The organism is Marinobacter sp. PE14, assembly GCF_053566155.1.
Map to the genome: position 1 here is coordinate 47,010 of NZ_JBQXNY010000004.1, position 21,689 is coordinate 68,698.

21 protein-coding genes are annotated in these 21,689 nt (G+C 58.3%); 13 read left to right on the forward strand and 8 right to left on the reverse strand.

What is annotated here, in order from left to right:
• Positions 1–14: 14 nt before the first annotated feature.
• Both rsxA and metG read right to left on the reverse strand, forming a co-directional pair.
• Entirely contained in the window at positions 15–596 is a 582-nt protein-coding gene (gene rsxA / locus ACWJ62_RS13740; RefSeq protein WP_014576726.1) for an electron transport complex subunit RsxA, read from the reverse strand.
• Between the two features lie 45 nt (positions 597–641).
• Positions 642–2,672, reverse strand: coding sequence for a methionine--tRNA ligase (metG, locus tag ACWJ62_RS13745; RefSeq protein ID WP_449286702.1), 2,031 nt, complete (start codon positions 2,670–2,672; stop codon positions 642–644).
• Between the two features lie 197 nt (positions 2,673–2,869).
• Here metG and apbC point away from each other — a divergent pair, with 197 nt between their 5' ends.
• The 4 genes from apbC (at position 2,870) to ACWJ62_RS13765 (ending at position 6,547) form a co-directional block, all read left to right on the forward strand.
• The gene (apbC, locus tag ACWJ62_RS13750) at positions 2,870–3,970 is read left to right on the forward strand and encodes an iron-sulfur cluster carrier protein ApbC (RefSeq protein ID WP_449286703.1); all 1,101 of its coding nucleotides are present in this window, start codon (positions 2,870–2,872) and stop codon (positions 3,968–3,970) included.
• Positions 3,971–4,032: 62 nt separating this feature from the next.
• The gene (dcd, locus tag ACWJ62_RS13755; RefSeq protein WP_008172848.1) at positions 4,033–4,599 is read left to right on the forward strand and encodes a dCTP deaminase; all 567 of its coding nucleotides are present in this window, start codon (positions 4,033–4,035) and stop codon (positions 4,597–4,599) included.
• On the forward strand, positions 4,596–5,195 hold the full coding sequence (locus ACWJ62_RS13760) for a YjaG family protein (protein WP_148610251.1): 600 nt from the start codon (positions 4,596–4,598) through the stop codon (positions 5,193–5,195). Before dcd ends, ACWJ62_RS13760 begins: the two co-directional genes overlap by 4 nt.
• A 74-nt stretch (positions 5,196–5,269) precedes the next feature.
• Positions 5,270–6,547 carry a valine--pyruvate transaminase gene (locus ACWJ62_RS13765; protein WP_449286704.1) on the forward strand — a complete coding sequence of 426 codons (1,278 nt, stop codon included), beginning with the start codon at positions 5,270–5,272 and terminating at the stop codon, positions 6,545–6,547.
• Here ACWJ62_RS13765 and ACWJ62_RS13770 read toward each other — a convergent pair.
• From ACWJ62_RS13770 to purM, 3 genes are all read right to left on the reverse strand, one after another.
• Positions 6,544–7,278: a DUF3108 domain-containing protein gene (locus ACWJ62_RS13770; RefSeq protein WP_449286705.1), complete on the reverse strand. Its 735-nt coding sequence runs from the start codon at positions 7,276–7,278 to the stop codon at positions 6,544–6,546. The genes ACWJ62_RS13765 and ACWJ62_RS13770 overlap by 4 nt on opposite strands.
• Positions 7,279–7,368: 90 nt before the next feature.
• Positions 7,369–8,031 carry a phosphoribosylglycinamide formyltransferase gene (purN, locus tag ACWJ62_RS13775; protein ID WP_449286706.1) on the reverse strand — a complete coding sequence of 221 codons (663 nt, stop codon included), beginning with the start codon at positions 8,029–8,031 and terminating at the stop codon, positions 7,369–7,371.
• Positions 8,028–9,092 carry a phosphoribosylformylglycinamidine cyclo-ligase gene (purM, locus tag ACWJ62_RS13780; RefSeq protein WP_449286707.1) on the reverse strand — a complete coding sequence of 355 codons (1,065 nt, stop codon included), beginning with the start codon at positions 9,090–9,092 and terminating at the stop codon, positions 8,028–8,030. Before purM ends, purN begins: the two co-directional genes overlap by 4 nt.
• Positions 9,093–9,251: 159 nt before the next feature.
• On the opposite strand from purM, the gene ACWJ62_RS13785 reads away from it, so the two are divergent.
• The 5 genes from ACWJ62_RS13785 to ACWJ62_RS13805 are packed head-to-tail and all read left to right on the forward strand — an operon-like array spanning position 9,252 to position 13,072.
• The gene (locus ACWJ62_RS13785) at positions 9,252–10,589 is read left to right on the forward strand and encodes a DUF2066 domain-containing protein (protein WP_449286708.1); all 1,338 of its coding nucleotides are present in this window, start codon (positions 9,252–9,254) and stop codon (positions 10,587–10,589) included.
• A gap of 21 nt (positions 10,590–10,610) precedes the next feature.
• On the forward strand, positions 10,611–11,171 hold the full coding sequence (locus tag ACWJ62_RS13790; RefSeq protein ID WP_449286709.1) for a CDP-alcohol phosphatidyltransferase family protein: 561 nt from the start codon (positions 10,611–10,613) through the stop codon (positions 11,169–11,171).
• Positions 11,168–11,866 (forward strand): DnaA regulatory inactivator Hda, encoded by a 699-nt coding sequence (hda, locus tag ACWJ62_RS13795; protein WP_449286710.1) that lies wholly within the window; start codon positions 11,168–11,170, stop codon positions 11,864–11,866. Before ACWJ62_RS13790 ends, hda begins: the two co-directional genes overlap by 4 nt.
• Before the next feature lie 60 nt (positions 11,867–11,926).
• On the forward strand, positions 11,927–12,724 hold the full coding sequence (locus ACWJ62_RS13800) for a ParA family protein (RefSeq protein ID WP_008172831.1): 798 nt from the start codon (positions 11,927–11,929) through the stop codon (positions 12,722–12,724).
• A 12-nt stretch (positions 12,725–12,736) separates the two neighbouring features.
• Entirely contained in the window at positions 12,737–13,072 is a 336-nt protein-coding gene (locus ACWJ62_RS13805; protein WP_449286711.1) for a YqcC family protein, read from the forward strand.
• Here ACWJ62_RS13805 and nadC read toward each other — a convergent pair whose 3' ends face one another.
• The gene (nadC, locus tag ACWJ62_RS13810) at positions 13,073–13,912 is read right to left on the reverse strand and encodes a carboxylating nicotinate-nucleotide diphosphorylase (protein ID WP_449286712.1); all 840 of its coding nucleotides are present in this window, start codon (positions 13,910–13,912) and stop codon (positions 13,073–13,075) included.
• Between the two features lie 223 nt (positions 13,913–14,135).
• On the opposite strand from nadC, the gene ACWJ62_RS13815 reads away from it, so the two are divergent.
• From ACWJ62_RS13815 to ACWJ62_RS13830, 4 genes are all read left to right on the forward strand, one after another.
• Positions 14,136–16,439 (forward strand): DUF1631 domain-containing protein, encoded by a 2,304-nt coding sequence (locus tag ACWJ62_RS13815; RefSeq protein ID WP_449286713.1) that lies wholly within the window; start codon positions 14,136–14,138, stop codon positions 16,437–16,439.
• A 69-nt stretch (positions 16,440–16,508) separates the two neighbouring features.
• The gene (gene ampD / locus ACWJ62_RS13820; RefSeq protein ID WP_449286714.1) at positions 16,509–17,135 is read left to right on the forward strand and encodes a 1,6-anhydro-N-acetylmuramyl-L-alanine amidase AmpD; all 627 of its coding nucleotides are present in this window, start codon (positions 16,509–16,511) and stop codon (positions 17,133–17,135) included.
• Positions 17,136–18,023 carry a histidine kinase gene (locus tag ACWJ62_RS13825; RefSeq protein WP_449286715.1) on the forward strand — a complete coding sequence of 296 codons (888 nt, stop codon included), beginning with the start codon at positions 17,136–17,138 and terminating at the stop codon, positions 18,021–18,023.
• A 120-nt stretch (positions 18,024–18,143) separates the two neighbouring features.
• On the forward strand, positions 18,144–20,174 hold the full coding sequence (locus ACWJ62_RS13830) for a methyl-accepting chemotaxis protein (RefSeq protein WP_449286716.1): 2,031 nt from the start codon (positions 18,144–18,146) through the stop codon (positions 20,172–20,174).
• Between the two features lie 47 nt (positions 20,175–20,221).
• Here the strand turns inward: ACWJ62_RS13830 and ACWJ62_RS13835 are convergent, their stop codons facing one another.
• Both ACWJ62_RS13835 and ACWJ62_RS13840 read right to left on the reverse strand, forming a co-directional pair.
• A complete protein-coding gene (locus ACWJ62_RS13835) occupies positions 20,222–20,779 on the reverse strand; it encodes a cob(I)yrinic acid a,c-diamide adenosyltransferase (RefSeq protein ID WP_014576743.1) in 558 nt (185 codons plus the stop codon).
• A gap of 13 nt (positions 20,780–20,792) precedes the next feature.
• Positions 20,793–21,686 (reverse strand): ketopantoate reductase family protein, encoded by an 894-nt coding sequence (locus tag ACWJ62_RS13840; protein WP_449286717.1) that lies wholly within the window; start codon positions 21,684–21,686, stop codon positions 20,793–20,795.
• Between the last annotated feature and the right edge of the window lie 3 nt (positions 21,687–21,689).

The window sequence follows — 21,689 nt, forward strand, 5'->3', positions numbered from 1 at the left end:
ATCCCGCCGGCCGATCAAACGCTGACCAGGCCGCCAAAGCCCAGGAAAGCCAAAGCCATCAACCCGGCTGTCACCAGCCCGATGGCGGCACCGCGAAAGGCCACCGGCACATCGGACACGGCGATTCGCTCACGCATGGCGGCGAATAGCACCAGAACCATCGAAAAGCCCGCTGCTGCGCCAAATCCATACAACACTGACTCAACGAAGTTGTTGTTCTTGTTGATGTTAAGCAGGGCGACGCCGAGCACCGCGCAATTCGTGGTGATCAACGGAAGGAAGATGCCCAATACCCGGTATAGCAATGGGCTGGTTTTGCGCACCACCATCTCGGTGAACTGAACCACCACCGCAATCACCAGAATAAAGGTGATGGTTCTGAGGAACGCGAGGTCCAGCGGCTCGAGCAGGTAGGTGTAGGCAAGGTAACTGCACACCGAAGCCAGGGTCAGCACGAACGTGGTGGCCAGCGACATCCCCATGGCCGTCTCCAGTTTTCCGGATACGCCCATAAAGGGGCACAAGCCCAGGAACTGAACCAGCACAAAATTGTTCACCAGAATGGTGCTGACCAGAATCAGCAGATATTCGGTCATTTACCTTGCTCCATTGGCACCTGTCAGCGCTCAGCCCGGTCGCCCTTACATAATCCGCATGCCGGGCGTGGCGCCCGAATCCGGAGACAGGATAAAGATGTCCTTGCCTCCCGGGCCGGCCGCCAGAACCATACCCTCGGACATCCCGAACTTCATCTTCCGCGGCTTGAGGTTGGCAACCATGACAGTCAGGCGTCCCTCGAGATCTTCCGGCTTATAGGCTGACTTGATACCAGCAAACACGTTGCGCTCGCCATGCCCTACGTCAAGAGTGAGGCGAAGAAGCTTGTCCGCACCCTCCACGTGTTCGGCTTTGACAATTTTAACGACCCGAAGATCCACTTTCGCGAAATCGCCAAATTCTATTTCATCCGCGATGGGCTCAAGATTGGCAGCAGGTGCCGGTTTGCCGGTCGCTGCAGGCAACTCTTCCTTGGAAGCATCCAGCATTTTCTCGATCTGGGCCATGTCCACACGGTTCATCAGCGGCTTGAACTTGTTGATGCCGTGGTTTTCCAGGCGTTCGCTCCGATTGTTCCAGTCCAGCGGTGCATTCAGGAAAGCCTCGGAGGCCTTGGCGGTCTCCGGCAGCACCGGTGCCAGATAGGTCATCAGAAGATGGAACATGTTGATGGCGTTGGTGCAGATGGCCTGGAGATTTTCGTCCTGGCCTTCCTGCTTGGCGATCACCCACGGTTGCTCATCATTGACGTACTGGTTGGCGATGTCGGCCAGTTCCATGATCCGTCGCATAGCGCGGCCGAATTCGCGGGACTCGTAGAATTCCTCGATTTCCTTGCCGGCCTCGATGAATTCTTTCAGTTTGGCGTGCTCGGTAACCTCGCCAAGCTGACCGTCGAAGCGCTTGGTAATGAAACCGGCACTGCGGCTGGCAATGTTCACCACCTTGCCCACCAGATCCGAGTTCACCCGGGCGGCAAAGTCCTCAAGGTTCAGGTCCATGTCATCCACGCTGCCGGTCAGTTTGGCGGCGAAGTAATAGCGCAGGTATTCCGGGTTCAGATGGTCCAGGTAGGTGCGCGCCATGATAAACGTGCCGCGGGACTTGGACATCTTCTTGCCGTTGACGGTGACAAAACCGTGGGCCCAGACTGCGGTCGGGGTGCGGAAGCCCGCATCGTGAAGCATGGATGGCCAGAACAGCGCGTGGAAGTTGATGATGTCCTTGCCGATGAAGTGGTAGACCTCGGCGGTGGAATCGGCCTTCCAAAAGTGCTCGAAATCGATGCCTTCCCGGTTGCAGAGGTTCTTGAAGCTGGCGAGGTAGCCGATTGGCGCATCCAGCCACACGTAGAAGTACTTGCCGGGCGCGTCAGGAATCTCGAAGCCGAAGTAGGGCGCGTCGCGGCTGATGTCCCATTCCTGAAGCCCTGCGTCCAGCCATTCAGCCAGCTTGTTGGCAACCTGTGGCTGAAGCGTTCCGCTGCGGGTCCACTTGGCGAGGAAGTCCTGGAAGTCCGGCAGCTTGAAGAAATAGTGCTCGGATTCCTTCTCGATCGGTGTCGCGCCGGAAACTGCCGAACGGGGATTAATCAGCTCGGCAGGCGTGTAGGTGGCGCCACAGGCCTCGCAGTTATCTCCGTACTGGTCCTCGGTCTTGCACTTGGGGCAAGTGCCCTTGATGAACCGGTCCGCCAGGAACATGTTCTTTTCCGGGTCGTAGGATTGGGTGATCTTGCGCGTGGCAATGTGCCCGTTTTCCTGCAACTGACGGTAGATGTACTCCGAGAACTGACGGTTCTCTTCGGAGTGGGTGGTGTAATAGTTGTCAAAGCGGATGTGGAACCCGGCAAAGTCTTCCTGATGCTCGTCGCGGATCCTGTCGATCAGCTGCTCGGAGGTAATACCTTCACGCTCGGCACGAAGCATGATGGCAGTGCCATGGGCATCATCGGCGCAAACGTAGTAACAATTCTGGCCACGCATCTTCTGATAACGCACCCAGATGTCGGTCTGAATGTATTCCAGCAGGTGCCCGAGGTGAATAGGGCCGTTGGCGTACGGCAGGGCGCTGGTAACCAGAATATCGCGCTGTTGCTTACTCGCTTGCGTCATGGTGATGTCCGAACCTTATGTTGACACGGGTTGGAAAGACAAAACGGGGACTGGCGGCTGTCTAGATTGATTGCCCCAGGTAAAGACCCCATATGGTCAGAAACGGGCACAGATGATACCTTCCGAGCAGATAATTTTCACCCGAATCACCTGTTTCCGTGCTTAAAATCGAGCATGAGCTTATTCCGGAGAACCCGATGACACAGATTTCTGAGCAGGCCTTGCAAGCAGCGGTTCGCGAGTACCGCGATCCATACCTCAACAAGGATCTCTACGAACTGGGTGCCGTGAAATCCCTGAACGCGGACGACAGCGGGAAGGTGACCCTCATGGTGGAGCTTCCGTATCCGTCCAAAGGGATCGCAGGCGCCCTGAAACAGATTGTTGCCAACGCTCTTGAATTTGTTGATGGCGTAGAGAGCGCAGACGTTCATGTAGGCCAGAAAATCCACTCCTACAAAGTCCAGAAAGACCTGCCCTCCGTCCCTGGCGTCAAAAACATCATCGCCGTGGCCTCCGGCAAAGGCGGTGTCGGCAAATCCACCACCGCCGTCAACCTCGCCCTGGCGCTTCAAGCCGAAGGCGCACGGGTCGGCATTCTCGACGCCGACATCTACGGCCCCAGCATTGGCATGATGCTCGGCGTGCCCGAAGGCAAACGCCCGGACACCCGCGAAAACAAATATTTCGTCCCCATGGACGCCCATGGCCTCCAGGCGAACTCCATGGCCTTCGTCGTTACCGAGAAAACCCCCATGGTCTGGCGCGGCCCCATGGTCAGCGGCGCCGTGATGCAACTACTCCAACAGACCCTCTGGAACGAACTCGACTACCTCATCGTCGACATGCCCCCCGGCACCGGCGACATCCAGCTCACCCTGGCCCAGAAAGTCCCGGTAACCGGCGCCGTCATCGTCACCACACCCCAGGACATCGCTTTGCTGGACGGCAAGAAAGGCATCGAAATGTTCCGCAAAGTCGACATCCCCGTGTTGGGCGTTGTCGAAAACATGAGCGTCCACATCTGCAGCAACTGCGGCCACGAAGAACCCCTCTTTGGCCACGGCGGCGGCGAGCGCATCGCCCAGGAATACGACACCACACTCCTCGGCCAGTTGCCCCTGCACATGACCATCCGCGAACAGACCGACGGCGGTACCCCCTCGGTGATCGCCGAACCGGACTCCGAAGTGGCCCGTCGTTATCGCGATATCGCGAGAAGGGTAGGGGCTGAACTGTCGACCCGTGAGCGGAACCTTTCCGGTTCGATCTCAAGCGTTTCGGTGACCGAGCACTGACAGACCCGGAGCGAACAGGTAAACTACGCCCCAATTTTCCCAGTGGATACGAGACTTCGCCAATGAGCATCAAATCCGACAAGTGGATTCGCCGGATGTCCGAACAACACGGCATGATCGAACCGTTTGAAAGCGGACAGGTTCGTGAAACCGAAAAAGGCCGCGTGATCTCCTACGGCACCTCCAGCTACGGCTACGACGTACGCTGCAGCAACGAATTCAAAATCTTCACCAACGTCCACTCAGCCACCGTGGACCCGAAGAACTTCGATGAAAACAGCTTCGTCAACTACACCGGCGACGTCTGCATCATCCCGCCGAACTCCTTCGCACTGGCCCGCACCGTTGAATACTTCCGCATCCCGCGAAGCGTCCTGACCATCTGCCTGGGCAAATCCACCTATGCTCGTTGCGGCATCATCGTCAACGTCACCCCGCTGGAGCCGGAATGGGAAGGCCAGGTAACCCTGGAATTCTCCAACACCACCAACCTGCCGGCGAAGATCTACGCCAACGAAGGCGTCGCCCAGATGCTCTTCTTCGAATCCGACGAGATCTGTGAAACCAGCTACAAAGACCGGGGTGGCAAATATCTTGGCCAGACCGGCGTGACCCTGCCCAGGACATGAACGCCAACCAGTTCCTGAAAGCCGTTTCACAACTGCAGGGCTGGCGCGAATGCGCCTTCCTGCTCGCTCTGGCTGAGCGCTCATTCCCGAACTACGCCCTGTTTGCCGATGCCATGGGCCTGAAGACCGGTGCCAAAATGCGCCAGCTTCTGGATCTTGGTTGGGACCTGCTTCAAAAGGACGTCTCCGAATCGGCGATCCCGCAGCTTCTCGCCAAACTGGAAACCCTGTCGCCAGACGTAGACGCCTACGATGCCTACGGTGTATACCCGGCCTTTGACTTCTGTCAGCTACTGGAGCAGGCGCTGCTGAACCGCCTGAACCCGTCCAAACACCGCGCTACCGATGCGTCACAGATGGCGACCGGAACCGTGATGAACTTTATTGAGCTGTCCGAAGGGGAAGACCTCGAGGAAGACGAGCTCGTTCGTCTGCTCGATCACCACCCGTTGATGAAAGAAGACAAAACCTTCCAGCGGAACCTGATCCTGGAGCTGAAGCGCCAACGCACGCCAACCGATCAGTTCGTGGCCCGTCTCCGGGAGGATGCAGCCAACGAGGGCGTCAGTAACCTTGGCATTTCGCTCACCGAATAAACGTTGGGGAGCGAGCAAGCTACACTTCCGGTATTACCCGTTATATTCAGATTAGGTCAGATGGATTTTACCCCATGAAACTCTCTGCTTTTGGTCGCAAGTTCACCGCCGATGCCGGTATCACGTCCCTGATGGATGACCTGGGTAATGCCATGGCATCCGGTGACGACATGATCATGATGGGTGGCGGAAATCCCGGGCATATTCCCGAAATCCAGCAGAGAGTGCAGGAAATTCTCGCGGATATGAGCCGTAACGAGGGCGATGTTCGTCGTCTGGTCGGCATCTACGATCCGCCCCAGGGGGAAAAGCAGTTTATCGCTTCGCTCGCCGAGCTGCTCAACCGCGAATATGACTGGGGCCTGAAACCCGAGAATATCGCCCTGACCAACGGCAGCCAGGCGGCCTTCTTCATGTTGTTCAACATGTTTGGGGGCGATTATGGCGAAGGTCACCGCAAGCACATCCTGTTGCCATTGGCGCCCGAGTACATCGGCTACGCCGACGCCGGCATCGAACCGGGCCTGTTCCATGCGGTTCAGCCAGACATCTCTTTCACTGATGCTCACGAATTCAAGTACCGGGTGGATTTTGATGCCGTTGAGGTTACCGGCGAGACCGGCGCTATCTGTGTGTCACGCCCCACCAATCCGACCGGTAACGTCGTTACTGACGAAGAGCTTGCGCGGCTTGAAGAGCTTGCCCGCCAACACGACATACCACTGATCGTCGACGGCGCCTATGGCACACCATTTCCCAGCTTGCTGTTCGTCGATGCAACGCCCACCTGGAACGACCAGATCATCCTCTGTCTGAGCCTCTCGAAGCTTGGTTTGCCGGCAGCGCGGACCGGTATCGTGATTGCGGCCGAGCCGGTGATCAAGGCGTTGTCAGGCATTAATGCCATCATGAACCTGGCCACTGGCAGTTTTGGCGCCATGCTGGCAGAGCCTCTGGTTCGTTCCGGTGAAATATTGTCCCTGAGCCGGGATGTGGTTTGCCCGTTCTACAAGGCGAAGATGGAGCGGGCGGTGTCCGCGTTCCGGGAGGCCATGGGGGAGGACAGTTGCCGCTGGTATGTGCACAAGCCCGAGGGCGCCATGTTCCTGTGGCTTTGGTTCCCGGACCTGCCGATCTCCAGCCTTGAGCTGTATCAGCGGTTGAAGAGCCGAGGGGTTCTGGTCGTTTCCGGGCACTATTTCTTCCCGGGATTGCCGGAAGATGGCTGGAGGCACCGGCATGAGTGCTTGCGCGTAACCTATTCCCAGGACGACGACCGGGTTGCCGAGGGCCTCCGGATCATTGCCGATGAGGTCAAGACTGTCTGGCGGGAGGCCGGGCGCGATGTCTAGCGCCCGAACTCCGCTTCCTTGAGTTTCAATTCGTAGGTGCTGCCGTCCGGCTCAACCTGCCTGAGGCGGACAAGCAGGAAATTCTGCTCCGGCGAGAACCACATCAGCGTCTGACGCTTTGAGTCCTCGCGAACCTTCTCCGCCTTGAGGGTGGCGCTCTGTTTGCTGCCGGTACTCATGTTTTCACCATTGATCACCGCGAAGCGATCGGTGTCGATAGAGTTACCGTCGAGTACCCGATAGGTCATTTCCCGCTTGCCATTCTTGATGTCCTGGTGCAGCTGAAGCTGGTAGCCCAGCGGATCCAGCAGGCCTTCTTCCAGCGCCAGCTCAAAGGACTTTCCCTTGTATTCCCCGGTTGCGACGCCTGCGGACCAGTCGAAGTCGATAGAGTTCTTGCGGTCGCTGATCAGGAAACCGGATAAGCGGTATCGGTATCGCATGGGTATGACATGCCCGTTCTCCCAGCGGAATACCAGCGATTCGTCGATGCTGACAATGAAGGAGTCAACATCCGTGCGGTAAAGCCAGACACCGTTGCCCTGAGGGGAGAGTGTGCGTTTCGCGCTGCCATTGAGGGAGAGACCCTTCTCCATGGCTGCAGTATAGCTGGCCTCGAAAGGGGCCAGATCCGCTTCGGTCTGTGCGTGCAGCGTGACCGGCCCGGCGAGAATGCCGAGACAGGTGAGCAGTGCCGCGCAACCAAGTCTGATGAGACGTTGTGAAAGCATCTTGTTAAACCCGAACAATTACCGTCATCAATGGCGACAGTGTAGCTGCTCGGGCAGGATGCGGGGATGACAATTCGTTCAGGCGATGTATCAGTTGTCTGGCAGGCGCATCGGAGCGTTCAAGGGTTCGCCGTCGAACAACACATAATCGCTACCCAGCTGAATCCGGCCCTCACAGAACCAGCGCACAACAATGGGGTAGAGAATGTGTTCCTTGGCCTGTACCTTCTCCGCGAGGCTTTCTGGCGTGTCATCGGAAACAATCGCCACTTCTGCCTGGGCAATCACGGGGCCACCATCCAGCTCTTCGGTAACGAAGTGGATGGAAACGCCATGTACGGTATCGCCCGCTTCCAGTGCGCGACGGTGAGTATTCAGCCCGGTGTACTTCGGTAACAGGGACGGGTGAATGTTCAGCATCTTACCCCGGAATGCCCGAACAAAATCCGTGGTCAGAATACGCATGAAGCCTGCCAGAACAATCAGATCCGGATTGTATCGGAGGATGTCCGCCATCAGGGAAGCATCAAACTCATCCCGGGATTCGAAATTCTTGTGGTTTACCACAAAGGTTTCGATGTTGGCCTGAGCCGCGCGCTCAAGGGCAAACGCCCCAGGCTGGTTGCAGCCAACGGCAATGATCTGCCCGGGAAAATCCCGCTCCCGGCTGGCGTCAATCAGGGCCTGAAGATTGGTGCCGCTTCCGGAGGCGAGCACCAGGATTTTCGGCAACGGGGTCTGATCTGCCTTCATGCCGACAGCAGCCCCGGTGCGTAGCGAACGCAGGCATCTGCCTGTTCGTCATCGGCACGTTCGATCAAGCCTACCTGCCAGGCATGCTCGCCCAGTGCTTTCAGGGTATCCAGGGCCAGCTCCTTCTGGTTGGCAGGCACGCAGACAATCATGCCGATACCACAGTTAAAGGTGCGGTACATCTCTTCACTGGCAACGCCGCCGTTGTCCTTGAGCCACTGGAATACCGGGGGCAATGACCAGCTGTCGGTATCGATGGCAGCGATGGTGCCGTCCGGCAGCACCCTGGGAATGTTTTCCGGCAGGCCACCACCGGTGATGTGGGAGAGGGCACGGACGTCGACTTCGCGAATCAGCTGCAGAAGATTCTTTACGTAGATTCGCGTCGGCGCCATCAAAGCGTTGGCCAGGGTGATGTCGCCCATTGGCTGCTCGAGGTCGGCGTTGCTGACTTCCAGAATTTTCCGGATCAGGGAGTAGCCGTTGGAGTGGGGACCGGAAGAGCCCAGGGCAATCAGCACGTCTCCGGCCTGGACGCGGCCGCCGTCAATAATTTCGCTGCGTTCGGCAACGCCTACGCAGAAGCCGGCCAGATCGTAGTCGTCGCCTTCGTACATCCCCGGCATTTCGGCGGTTTCACCACCGACCAGCGCACAGCCAGCCTGCTCGCAGCCCTCGCCGATCCCGGCAACCACCTGAGCGGCAACGTCGACGTTCAGCTTGCCGGTCGCGTAGTAGTCGAGGAAGAAAAGCGGTTCAGCGCCGCCGACAACCAGATCGTTCACGCACATGGCGACCAGATCGATACCGATGCTGTCGTGCTTGTCCAGTTGCATGGCCAGTCTGAGCTTTGTGCCCACTCCGTCGGTACCGGAAACCAGAACCGGTTCGTTATATCCGGCGGGGATGGAGACCATGGCGCCGAAGCCGCCGAGACCGCCAAGAACCTCGGGGCGGCGGGTGCGCGCGGCGGTGTCCTTGATTCGGCTGACGAGTTCATTGCCGGCATCGATATCGACGCCAGCATCGCGGTAGGTCAGGGAGGGCTTCTGTTCGCTCATGGTGTACTTAACCGTTGGCCAGTGGGTCAGGCGGCGGATTTTAACAGGTGCGGTGTGGCGCTCCAAATGTATATTGCTTTTCCGAAATCCGGGGCCGCTACTCACGCCTTGGGGCATGGTGTATCCTATGCGCCATTCATGCGAATTGCAGGGTGTTTCATGTCAGTATCAGGGCAAAAGCCGGCACACAGGTCTGTATCCGGGGCGTGGGTAGCTGCGCTGTTCACCGTTCTGCTGGCTGGGTTTTCCGCCCAGGCGACTGCGGTGACCGTTTCCGGTCTCTATTCGGCAAAGGTGCCAGTGGAAGGGTCCTCGCCGGGTCAACTCGCCCAGGGGTATGCAGACGGTCTGAGCCAGGTACTGGTCCGGGTTTCCGGTACCCGAGACGTATTGGCGATGGAGGGCGTTGAAGCCCTGCTGTCCGATGCCGAGTCGTTACTGCTTTCCTATCAGGTTGCCCGTGGCGAGTCCGGCCAGAGTGTTCTGAGCATGTCCTTCGGAGCGGTTGGCGTAAACCGCGCCCTGGCAGCGATTGACGCGCCGGTGTGGGGTGCCAACAGACCGCTCACGCTGGCCTGGATTGCTGCCGAGGATCGTGGGTCGAGAACACTTGTAACACGGCCCGGTGCCGGTTCTGGTCAGGAAGACGCAGGAACCTGGAGGGCTGCGTTCGATGAGGCTGCCAGAAAGCGCGGCTTGCCCGTGGCGCTGCCCCCGTCAGATTTCCGCTCGGACCGTGAATTGCTCTCGGATATCTGGGGTCAGTTTATTGGTCGGGTGAAGTCTGCGTCCGGGAATCTGGACCATGATGTGCTCGCTTTGGTGCGGGTCAGCCGTGCTGGCGGGCAGTGGCGTGCCGGCTGGGTCTTCGATGGTATGGCGATGAATGCCGGGGAGGAGTCGGTAACCGCCGAGACCCCGGAAGCGCTGGCGGCGGCGACGATAAACCGCTGGGCGGAGCTATACGCCAGCCGATACGCGGTTGCTGCATCGGAAGTGGGCGATTCGCCCCAGGTGGACATTGTGCTGCGCGGCGTTACGTCGCTTGAAGACTATGCCGGAGCCAATAAGGTGCTGGAGGGACTGACCCCCGTGGTTAGCGTTGGCGCCCATCGGGTACGGGACGAACAACTGACCCTGCGAGTGGCTTTTTCCGGTGAGCTGGACCAGCTCCGGGAGTACATCGCCCTGGATCCTCGCTTTGTTCCGATGGAGGCCGACGTTCCGGCAGAACCCCCGGTAACCGCCCGCATATCAGAGAATCAGGTGGCGTCGTCTGGGACGAACGCGCAGGAGGCGCCCGAGAGCGAGGAATTGCAGCCGGCTGGCCCGGATCAGCAAGCCTCTGCGGAGGCGTCTGACGAGACTGCCCTGTTTACCTATCAGCCGGTGCCCGTCGATGAAGAGGATGCCAGGGAGGCGTTCGAATCCCTGTACCAGGTTCTGTATTATCGTTGGCAACCGTCTTCTGTCATCGGGAGCGATGGCGGCGAATAAGGTGTAACCGGAGGGAGTCTTTTGAATTTGCACCGCTGGCGCTGGATTCCCAATGCCCTGACGTTCCTGCGCATTCTTCTGATCGCTCCCTTCGCGGGAGCGTTATTGACCGGAGATTATCGCCGTGCCTTGCTGATATTCTTTTTGGCGGCCGGTACAGACGCGGTTGACGGCTTCCTGGCCCGGCATTTCAATTGGCGCTCCAGGCTTGGCGCAATTGCAGATCCTCTCGCCGACAAGGCCTTGCTGATCACCGCGTACCTGATGCTTACCCTCACCGCTGTTCTGCCAGTATGGCTGTTTCTGCTGGTGTTGGGGCGTGACCTGCTGATTGTGGTCGGCGCTCTGGCCTACCACTACAAGGTTGGCCGATACGATATGGAGCCAAGCATTCCTGGCAAGATCAATACTTTTATCCAGATTCTTGTGGCCCTGGCCATTATTGTGCTTCTCGCGGACCTGCCAATGCAGCCCTGGGTGGTGGATGCCGGCATTCTCCTGGTGGCTGTCTCCACCGTGTTCAGCGGCGGGCATTACCTGTCTGTGTGGGGCTTGCGGGCCTGGAGGGCTACCCGGCCATGACTGCATCCCAGTTGGTGCTCGGGGTCAAGCTGCGTGACGACGCCCGATTCGACAATTTCCACGGCGACCGGAACACGAGCGCAGCCCAGCGTCTTGAAAGCGTTTGTCAGCAACCTGATGATATGCCAGTGGTTGTTCTGTGCGGTGATGCAGATACCGGCAAGAGCCATCTTCTGCAGGCGGTGTGCCACCTGGGCGAAAAGCAGGGCAGGGCAGCCGTGTGTATCAGCATCGCAGAGCTCGAGCCTTTTGGTCCCGATGCCCTGTCGGGGCTTGAGACCCATGAGATCGTCTGTCTGGACGATGTCGACCGCATCGCTGGCCAGCGGGTGTGGGAAGAGGCCATTTTTCATCTCTATAACCGGATTCTCGATCGAGGCGGGCTTCTGCTGGTGAGTCTGGCCGATTTGCCGGCCAGTCTGCCCTTTGAATTGCCGGATCTGGTCTCCAGATTCAGTCACGGGCTGATCATCCAGCTGGGTATCTATCGGGATGAGGATCGCCTGAAGATTCTCAGGGCCCGTGCCGAAAAGCGGGGACTGGTGATGGCGGATGATGTGGCCAGCTATATAATGCGCCGGGCACCTCGCAGGCTCGGTGATTTGCTGGGAATTCTGGATATACTGGATGAAAATTCACTTCAGGCGCAGCGACGGCTTACTATCCCGTTTGTAAAGACAGTCATGGGTTGGTGAGTTGGAATGAGTTCATCGCAGGGCAGAAATCGATAACGGATTCATCAAGGGAGAGGCAAAATGAGACGGGTGGTATTCAACCAGAAAGGCGGTGTCGGCAAGTCCAGTATCACATGCAATCTCGCAGCTATCAGCGCCGCTCGTGGAAAGCGAACCCTGGTCGTGGATCTTGATCCGCAGGGAAACTCCACCCACTACCTGCTGGGCAAGCCTGCCAGCGAGCTCAAGGATACCGTTGCGGATATGCTGGAGCAGACGGTGGCCTTTACGGTGTTCAACCGCCGTCCGGACGAATTTGTCCATGCCTCACCGTTCAAGAACCTGTTTGTGATGCCCTCCAGCCCGGAGCTGGACTTCCTTGAGCGCAAGCTGGAAGCCAAGCACAAGATCTACAAGCTCAGAGAAGCCCTGAAAAAACTGGGTGAATCCTTCGATGCGATCTACATCGATACCGCGCCGGCGCTCAATTTCTATACCCGGTCTGCCCTGATTGCAGCCCAGCGCTGCCTGATACCCTTCGATTGTGACGACTTTTCCCGTCAGGCGCTCTACAACATCCTCAACGAAATTCGTGATCTGCAGGAAGACCACAACGAGGATCTTGTTGTCGAAGGGATTGTTGCCAACCAGTTCCAGCCGCGGGCCAGCCTGCCCAAGCAACTGGTCAGGGAGCTTACCGAGGAGGGCTTGCCGGTTCTGCCTGTGCGCCTCTCGAGTTCGGTGAAGATGAAAGAGTCCCACCAGAGCCGGCAGCCCCTGATTCACATGGCACCCAAGCACCCGCTGACGCGCCAGTACGAGGATCTGTTCCGGGTTCTGCATGGCGAAACCGTGGAGCTTGAGCCGCTCAACGATTGAAGCGAGACTGATATGACCGAATCCGGTAACCCGATCGGGCAGGTTGCGGACTGCCTTCTGAGCATTGAGATGGAGTTGCGGCAGTTGGGGCTCTGGGAGTCAGAGTCACCACCGGACGAGGCGTTCCAGAGTGCCCAGCCATTTTGCATCGATACGCTGGAGTTTACCCAGTGGCTGCAATTTGTCTTCGTGGAAAGAATGAAGATCATCATCGAAAATGACCACCCGTTGCCCTCGGCCTCCGGTATAGCGCCGATGGCCGAGGAGCATTTCCGAGGGCGACCGGAATCCGGCAGCAGGCTGGTTCGGGAGCTGGAGGTGATCGACCGCCTGCTTAGTGGGGAGTGATCAGTCCAGTCTCATTGACAGGTCGACAGCCTTTAAATCCTTGGTCAGCGCACCAATCGAGATGAAGTCCACGCCGGTTTCGGCAATCGGCACCAGGGTGTCGGCATTGATTCCCCCGGATGCCTCGAGCTTTGCCTTGTTGCCTGTGGTTGCGACCGCGGTTCGCATATCTTCGAGCGAGAACTCATCCAGCATGATGATGTCTGCACCTGCTTCAAGGGCTTGTTCCAGCTCCTCAAGGTTTTCGGTTTCCACCTCCACCGGCTTGCCCGGTGCAATCCTGTGGGCGGCTTCAATGGCCTGGGCAATGGAGCCGCAGGCGGCAATGTGATTTTCCTTGATCAGGAAAGCATCCCACAGCCCGATCCGGTGATTGAAGCAGCCGCCACAGGTTACAGCGTATTTCTGGGCCAGGCGCAGACCCGGCAGGGTTTTACGGGTATCCAGCAGTCGAACACCGGTGTGGGCAACCCGGGCGGCATAGCCTGCGCAGGCAGTCGCAACGCCAGACAGGGACTGGAGCCAGTTCAGAGCCGCGCGTTCGGAGCTCAGCAGGCTTCGTGCAGAACCCTGCATGGTAAACAATACTTGGTCCGATGAGACGGTTTCGCCATCGGCGACCTGCCAACTGAGCTCAACGGACGGATCTACCTGTCGGAAAACCTCGTCCACCCACTCTCTGCCCGCGATGGTGGCGGTTTCCCGCGTAATCACCCGCCCTGTTGCCTGTTTGTCGGCGGGTATCAGTCTGGCCGTGATGTCGCCATCGCCGATGTCCTCTCGCAGACTCTGGGCAACATTTTCAATTCTGGCCTGGCGGAGGAGTTCAGGGGGGATCATAGGGCAAAAAGTCCGGTGCAGTGAGTTGTCGGCGTTTCACGCTGCCAATTCTAAAGCGCCGCCGGTAAATCGCCAAACTCTTGAGGCCGGACTGCTAAACTGTGATGCAGGTCAGGTCTACACAAAAGGTGACAAATTCTGACACAACCTGACGTGGGCAGCTCGTATCATGTGAAGTGGAGAAATAGACAGGCAATGGTGTAATACAAGGCGGAGCAGCGAGATGGTGCACGATAACAAGGTTGTCAACTTTTCAGGCCAGAAACCGCCCGCCCGGTTTTCTCTCCCTGCGTCCCTCGTGCGCCTACGTGACGCATCGGGTCAGTCCCTCAAGTCCGTTCTTGCCAGTTTTTTCGACCGTGCCGATGATGCCCTCTTTGAACTCGCGGACAGAGCCGGCTCCAACCTCGATCAGACCGCCTACTTTGACGCCATGCGGGAGCTCAGGCTTCGTCGGAAGGCCATGGTCGTCTCGATCCTCCAGTACGTCAGCCAGGCTTTCAATGAAATCGGCAGGTTCCAGCCACAACAGGGCGCCAGGTCCCTGGACGAAGTTGACGAGGACTCTCTCAGCCTCGTTGACCATTCCCAGCTTGAGCAGCAGGTGGCTGTCGACAACCTCATAAATAAACTCCGAAACCGTTATACCGAACAGATCCGTCTGCTTACTGTCAGGGTTGGGCATCTGGTGCCTGGCATCGAGTTGAAAGACGCGCAAATGCCGCTGAGTCCAGAGATCATCTGTGGCGGCGTTGCCGAAGCCTGTGCAGACCTCGACATTGATATCCGGGCCAAGCTGGTGGTTCTGAAGCTTTTTGATCGTCTGCTGGCGGATACCCTCGGTGATTTTTATAAAGAAGCCAATCGCACCTTGATCAGTGAAGGCGTGATGCCTGATATGAAACGACCGCCCACCGGCAAGGTGCCCTCCCGCTCTGGTCAGCGTGGGCCAGGGGAAAGTTCGGCGCCGACCAGTGCCAGCGGGCAAGCCGGATTCGGCAGCGAGAGCCAGGGTATGCCTCAATCACAGGCGACTTTTTCTGAGCTCAGCGCGCTGCTGCACCGTGGCGAATCTGCCTCTACCAGTGGCGGAGCCCCTGCGGGCGAGAGTTACATTGATACCGATCGGCTCATGGCCCGTTTGACTGAAGCGCAATCCATCAGCCGGCAATGGGGTGACGGTGCCGTTGTACCACTGAACGAGCAGCTTCAACCCATCTTGCGTTCCGGCGATGGGAATAGTCTGAGCGTTGGGCAGGTCGACAGTGACGTGATCAATCTGGTTTCCATGCTGTTTGACTTTATTCTGGAAGATCGCCAGCTGCATCCGGTGATGAAAGCATTGATCGGGCGCTTGCAGATTCCGGTGCTGAAAGTGGCGCTTAGTGACAAGAACTTTTTCAATCGGGGCGGTCATCCGGTCCGAAAGCTGCTCAACGAACTGGCACTCTCGGCTATTGGCTGGACCGAGAAGAAAGCCGGTCAAAGGGATCCGCTTCGGGACAAAATCGAATCGGTGGTAGATCGGGTTCTGAGCGAGTTCACTACCAACGTCTCTCTGTTCGAGGAATTGCTGAAAGATTTCAGTCACTTCATGGATCTTGATCGCCGACGTCGTGAGCTCGTCGAGCAACGTCTTCGGGATGCTGAAGAAGGGCGTGCTCGTCAAGAGCGGGCGTCCCAGGCGGCGGAAGGTCTGGTTCAGGAGCTGACAGAGCAGCGCAACGTACCTGAGCCGGTTGCCGGCCTCCTGAGCGAAGCCTGGACCCGATACCTGCAATGGGTTGTCCTTCGGGAGGGCGAGGACAGCGATCGGTGGCAGCACGCCCGGAACCTGACCGAGCAGCTGGTCTGGAGTGTGGATCCGCGCCCGGTCACTGATACCACCAGAGCAAATCTGCTGAGGGCAATACCCGCCATTGTAGACGACCTTCGCAAGGCGCTGCAGGAGATTTCCTGGGATCCGTTTGCCACCGACGCGGCCATTCGCGACCTTGAGCTCGCCCATGTGGACGTGTTCCAGCGGTTGGTGACGGCGCCGTCCCGACCGGAATCACCTCCGGAGCCAGAAGACCTGCCCGATGCAGAACCTGCTGCTAAACAGCCCATAGAGCCGCCTGTGGCTGTGCCGGCGGCCGAAGACGCTGTTAGAGCAACGCCTGCGCCGGCCGAGCCTGAAGAGCCTGCTGTTGTGGTCAGCGAGACTTCCGCGCAGGGGATCGCCGACACAGAGGCGGCGTCCGTGTCGCCGGAGTGGCTGCAAAAGGCAGAAAGCCTGCGTGTCGGTTCCTGGATTGAACTTGCCCGTGACGAAACCAGGGTGCGCTGCAAGCTCGCCGCCTTTATCAAGGCCACCGGTAAATACATCTTTGTGAATCGAAGTGGTGCGAAGGTCGCCGAGTACCTGCGTCAGGAGCTGGCCGCCGACATGGAAGCCGGTAAAATCAGCATGCTGGATGACGGCCTGATCTTTGATCGTGCACTGGAGTCGATCATCGATAACCTGCGCAACAGCCGCAAGGACTGATTCGTGGCAACCGTGGCAACTTTGTGATTCAATCAGAGGCTGTAATCCTCTGAAACTTTTGGAATTACTTTGCCCGATTCAGACGTTTTTTCCGAGCGCCTTACCGCTTCCGGTACCGATGGAAATTCGCTTCGTGATACCGGGCGGATTCCCTTCGCCCGCTGGACCCCTTCGCCGAATTTCGGGCCTCGTCCGGACGGAGCAGGCATCTCTCTTCTGGTCGTCCACAATATCAGCCTGCCTCCGGGCCGGTTTGGTGGGCCCGAAATAGAAGACTTCTTCTGTAATCAACTCGACCATTCTGCGCACCCCTACTTCCAGACCATCGAGGGCGTTCAGGTGTCTGCACACCTGCTGATCCGCCGTAATGGCGCTCTGGTCCAGTTTGTGAGCCTGCTTGATCGGGCCTGGCATGCGGGCCGATCGTGTTTTGAAGGGCAGGAGGAGTGCAATGATTTTTCCATCGGGATTGAACTGGAAGGAACCGATGACACCCCTTACACCACCGAACAATACCGCATGCTGGCGGAAGTGGCAGACCTGATTATGACGGCCTGGCCGGATATCACGGCTGGCCGGATTACCGGGCACTGCGATATTGCGCCCGGCAGGAAAAGCGATCCGGGGCCGGCCTTTGACTGGCAGTATTTCCGGTCAGCCTTGGAAATAGCCCGTGGATCGGGGAGGGCAGTCTGAATGGTATTTGTTGTGTTTCTTCTGGCCTACATGGTTCGCAGGCGTCTGGATTCCCTGGATATGCTGTCCGGTGACGAGGTCTGGCGCCGATGGTTCCGCAATGGCAGCCGGGTCAGGGCCGGCCATGAATCGGGGATTGCAACCGGGCTGGCTCTGGTTCTATTGCCGGCTCTGTTGCTGGGGCTTGCGGAATATTTGCTGGTGTCTTCTGGCTGGAGAATGGCGGCCTACCCTCTGGAGTTCCTGGTTCTGGTCGTCCTTATGGGCACGCCGGGTTGGCGACAGGTACTACGGGCCTATGCGGAGGCGTGGCATCGGGGAGACATGCAGTCAGCCTGGCATCACGTGAAAGATCTTCTTCCGGCCGAAGAACGGGGAGCCGCCCTGTCTCCCGAGGCCATGCATCTCTCCCTGTCCAAGGCACTGATGGTTTCGGTGTTCCAGCGTTTCTTTCTGGTGGCTTTCTGGTACGTGGTTGGCGGTATCGGTCTTGCGGTTCTGGCGCGTGGGCTGGTTGCGCTCGCCGAGCAATGGCCGCAGGCGCCGGCCAGGCCCAGGTTTGCAAAAATGGCCGACCTTGCCGGCTGGATTCCCGCCAGGCTTTTGTCATTAACGTTCGGAATTGCCGGAGATCTGGCCGGCTGGCTGCGTGAAACCCGCCAGACTCTGACCGGGGTCACCAAAAAAGCGGGAGACGTGCTCATGATTTCGGCCAACGGGTCGTTAACCGGGTATGCACTAGATCCAGCGAGGTTTTCCCGGATTCACCCGGATGAGTGGACAGCGTTTGGGGGGAGGAGTCTGCGAGCGGTAAGGGATCTGCTGAACAGAAGCATGCTGGTATGGATATGTATACTCGCCCTGCTGGTTATTTCCGGGGTCGTCTAGCCCAGATTTTATAAAACATTACAGTTTAACAACAAATAAAGCTTAAGTTTTTAAGACTTTAGGCGACAATATAAGAAAAGAATTAACGTTCAGTTGTTATTTGCCAGCACGAGGGTCCCTGTGAAGCAACTCATTAATCCTGCCATTGCCCTGATGAACCGGCTGCCGATGGTCTACAAGTTCAGTCTCATCAGCATTCTGTTCCTTTTGCCGATCGGTGGACTGTCATGGCTTGCCATTTCGGAGCTGAATCGCTCGGTTCAGACCATGACCCGGGGCGTCGAGGGTCTGGAGCAACTCCAGCAAGTGGACCGGCTGGTGGATGCTGCGATGGATTACCGAGACTATCGCTCACCGGCGATCATCAAGGATGAGAGTGCCATTACCGCAGTTTCCGAGGAAGCGGCCAGTGAGATTGATAGCCTGCTGGCGGCTCTGACCGCAGAAGAGCGCTCGTTCGATACGACGGGCTCCTGGGTTGATCAGGTCGAGAGCCTTCGCAAGGAGTGGGAGGCACTGCGGGCGGATGACAACTATCTGGGCAGCTTCGATCCGCAGTTCAAGTATTATCAGGAGTTCGTCCAAAAGGCACAGGCGCTGCTTTCGGCCACCATTGAAATCTCGGGTTTGGGGCAGGGGGCCTCCAGGGAAAACCAGTTGATTCTGGGCCTGGTCCACGACTCGCTTCCAGCTGCACGCACCGTGATTGGTCGGGCAAAATCCTACGGAATCTTCGCACTGGTTGAGGGGCAGGTAGGCTACGCCCTGAGCGAAACCCTGAACGAAATCTATGACCAGTTGACCAATCGCACCTCCTTGCTTTCACCGGCTTTGGCACTTGCTTCTGAAGCATCGCCGTCCTTGGCCGAGCAGGCAGGCAATGCCATTCAACGGGTTGATGAGAGTTTGATGGTGGTCCGGGACCAGCTGGACCTGAACGTGATAACGCCCATGCGTCTGGAAATGCCCTGGACCGAATACGACGATCTGATGTCCGCGCAGTTGGCCCATTACGATGAGGTCAAGACGGCTGCGTTCAGCGTGGTCGAGTCGAACCTGCGCGCACGGCTCGAGAGTGAAATCAACCAGCGTCGCCTGATCGTGGTTGCCCTGGTTGCCGTGCTGCTTGTGGTTGTCTATCTCTATATAGGCTTCTTCATGTCCGTGCGCACCGCCATCAACCGCTTCAGCGAGGCCGCGCGGAACGTTGCCGCCGGAGACATGACCACGCACATCAGTTTGCGTAACCGCGATGAGCTGGGCGAGTTGACGACGGAATTCAATAACATGACCGACCGGATTGCCGAGCTGATTCGCTCCGTCAGCCGGACCACGTCGGACGTCGACCAGCAGGCAACCCGGGTCAATGACACCGCAGCGGCCAACAGCGAAGCCGTGGCGCGTCAGATGGAAGAAAGCGGCCAGATCAATGAAGCCATGAATCAGATGGTTGAGGCGGTTCACGAAGTTACAGAAAGCGCGCACCGGGTTGCGGACAGCGCGAGCAATGCCGAGCAGGATACTGAAACCGGCCGGGGCGTGGTGGCCGGAACGGTTGAAACCATCAACAAGCTGGCGGGCGAAATCTCCGGTGCGGTGGAAGTGATCAACCGGGTCAGCAAGGACAGTGACAACATCAGTCAGGTGCTGGTCGAAATCAAGGCCATCGCCGAGCAGACCAACCTGTTGGCGCTGAACGCCGCGATCGAGGCGGCCCGAGCCGGGGAGCAGGGGCGTGGATTCGCGGTGGTTGCCGATGAGGTTCGCTCGCTGTCACAGCGCACGCACAAATCGACGGAAGAAATCGAAGGCATGATTTCCCGGCTCCAGAGCGGCGTCAAAGACGCGGTGTCGGCCATGACCAACAGCAGGGACGTGACTGAGGCAACGGTGCAGAAGTCTGGAGAGGTGACTGAGGCTCTGGACAGAATCGCCAAGGGCATCTCGGTGATCGTGGATATGAGCCACCAGATCGCCCAGGCCGCCGAAGAACAGTCTGCCGTCGCGAAAAACGTGAACTCTAACGTTGAACAGATCGGCGAGCTTGGCCAGAAAACCGCCGCCAATGCCGAACAAACGCTGGGTTCGTCCAGAGAAATGTCGCAACTGACAGCGTCGCTTCAGCGTCTGGTGGAGGCCTTCAAGGTCTGATCGGCGCGACCTTCACGCGCGATCAAACGCAATGAAAAATCCGGCCCTCAGAGGCCGGATTTTTTTTGTTCCCAGAGAATTTCTTCGCCACCCTCGCGCCGTGCCAGTACGCGGGCGATGACAAATAACAGATCGGAGAGACGGTTCAGATAGTGCCGGGAAGCGGTGTTGATGGAGTCTTCGTGGCCGAGGGCGACGACAACCCGCTCAGCACGACGGCATACTGCCCGGGCAAGGTGACATTGGGCGGCACCTGGGCTGCCGCCGGGCAGGACAAAATTCTTAAGCGGTGGCAGACCTTCGTTGTGCCGGTCCAGGGTGCCTTCCAGCCATTCGATGTGTTCGTCACCGATGACACGGCTGCCGGGGATGGCAAATTCGCCCCCAAGGTCAAACAGGTGGTGCTGAATACGGCGCAGGCTCTCCACCAGTTCGTCGTCGCTGTCCAGGGTTTCGATTAGCAACCCGATATGGCAATTGAGTTCATCGGCGGTGCCCATGGCTTCAACTCGCTGGGCATTCTTGGCAATACGGTTGCCATCGGCCAGACCCGTGGAGCCATCATCTCCGGTGCGGGTGTAAATCTTGGAAAGGCGGTTGCCCATCAGTCTGCTCCTGTTAATGTGACGACAGTTGTTGTACCCGTTCGGTCAGCATTTGGTTCACCGGCGTGTCGATACCGAGTTCTTTTCCGAGTTTTGCCAGATATCCGTTGATAAAGTCTATCTCGGTTTGGCGTTTCCGGAGAACATCGGCACGCATGGACGATGTGTTGCCGGCGGTGTTTTGGGCGACCTGTTCAATGCGTTGGCGCAGGGAATCCGGTGTTTCCCTGATCTGGACGGCGGCGCTCATCAGCTCCGACAGTTCCTGGCAAAGCTCGTCGATGGTGTTCTGATATAGCCCTGCAGACAGAATTTCGCCATTGGGGCAGTTCAGGATGGCGGTGTAGGGATTGATGCCCGCATTGATTATCAGTTTTTGCCAGAGTCGCTGGAGGATGGCCGGCTCCGGATGAATGGCCAGGCCGGAGTTTTCCAGCATGGCGACCGCGCTGTCGACGGAGACCCTGGCAGGCTCCGTCAGCGGACCCACCCAGGTATCGCCGGTACCGGCATGGACGAGAAGCCCTGGTTCCGGTCGATTGGCGCCCTCGGTGGTACTTGCGGCCAGGATTGGGCGCGCCGGCCACCGCTCGGCGACGGCTTGCTGGCTGCCCAGTCCGTTCTGGAAAAGCAGGATGGGGGTGTCAACGGGTAAATGGTCGATCACGCCTGCCACGGCGCTCAGGGTATCACCGGCCTTGGTTGTCACCAGCATCAGATCCGGCGTGTCGCCTGTCCTGAGGAAGGGAATCTGTATGGGGGATTCCGGCCCCTCAAAGGGCCGGAAACGGTAATCGACGCTTGAGTCGGTGGGCTCGCCCGGTCTGGCCACGAAGGCAACGCAACCGTTGGGTAGCATTGCGCCCCAGAGCCTGCCCAGAGAGCCTGCACCGAGAATACCGATCATGCC

Bases quoted from the DNA above. Each gene is read 5' to 3' on its own strand.
- ACWJ62_RS13800 (WP_008172831.1), top strand. From the start codon at position 11,927: ATGAGACGGGTGGTATTCAACCAGAAAGGCGGTGTCGGCAAGTCCAGT.
- ACWJ62_RS13785 (WP_449286708.1), top strand. From the start codon at position 9,252: ATGTCAGTATCAGGGCAAAAGCCGGCACACAGGTCTGTATCCGGGGCG.
- dcd (WP_008172848.1), top strand. From the start codon at position 4,033: ATGAGCATCAAATCCGACAAGTGGATTCGCCGGATGTCCGAACAACAC.
- purN (WP_449286706.1), bottom strand. From the start codon at position 8,031: ATGAAGGCAGATCAGACCCCGTTGCCGAAAATCCTGGTGCTCGCCTCC.
- nadC (WP_449286712.1), bottom strand. From the start codon at position 13,912: ATGATCCCCCCTGAACTCCTCCGCCAGGCCAGAATTGAAAATGTTGCC.
- hda (WP_449286710.1), top strand. From the start codon at position 11,168: ATGACTGCATCCCAGTTGGTGCTCGGGGTCAAGCTGCGTGACGACGCC.
- ACWJ62_RS13765 (WP_449286704.1), top strand. From the start codon at position 5,270: ATGAAACTCTCTGCTTTTGGTCGCAAGTTCACCGCCGATGCCGGTATC.
- rsxA (WP_014576726.1), bottom strand. From the start codon at position 596: ATGACCGAATATCTGCTGATTCTGGTCAGCACCATTCTGGTGAACAAT.
- metG (WP_449286702.1), bottom strand. From the start codon at position 2,672: ATGACGCAAGCGAGTAAGCAACAGCGCGATATTCTGGTTACCAGCGCC.
- ACWJ62_RS13840 (WP_449286717.1), bottom strand. From the start codon at position 21,686: ATGATCGGTATTCTCGGTGCAGGCTCTCTGGGCAGGCTCTGGGGCGCA.
- ACWJ62_RS13760 (WP_148610251.1), top strand. From the start codon at position 4,596: ATGAACGCCAACCAGTTCCTGAAAGCCGTTTCACAACTGCAGGGCTGG.
- apbC (WP_449286703.1), top strand. From the start codon at position 2,870: ATGACACAGATTTCTGAGCAGGCCTTGCAAGCAGCGGTTCGCGAGTAC.
- ACWJ62_RS13815 (WP_449286713.1), top strand. From the start codon at position 14,136: ATGGTGCACGATAACAAGGTTGTCAACTTTTCAGGCCAGAAACCGCCC.
- purM (WP_449286707.1), bottom strand. From the start codon at position 9,092: ATGAGCGAACAGAAGCCCTCCCTGACCTACCGCGATGCTGGCGTCGAT.
- ACWJ62_RS13770 (WP_449286705.1), bottom strand. From the start codon at position 7,278: ATGCTTTCACAACGTCTCATCAGACTTGGTTGCGCGGCACTGCTCACC.
- ACWJ62_RS13825 (WP_449286715.1), top strand. From the start codon at position 17,136: ATGGTATTTGTTGTGTTTCTTCTGGCCTACATGGTTCGCAGGCGTCTG.
- ACWJ62_RS13805 (WP_449286711.1), top strand. From the start codon at position 12,737: ATGACCGAATCCGGTAACCCGATCGGGCAGGTTGCGGACTGCCTTCTG.
- ACWJ62_RS13835 (WP_014576743.1), bottom strand. From the start codon at position 20,779: ATGGGCAACCGCCTTTCCAAGATTTACACCCGCACCGGAGATGATGGC.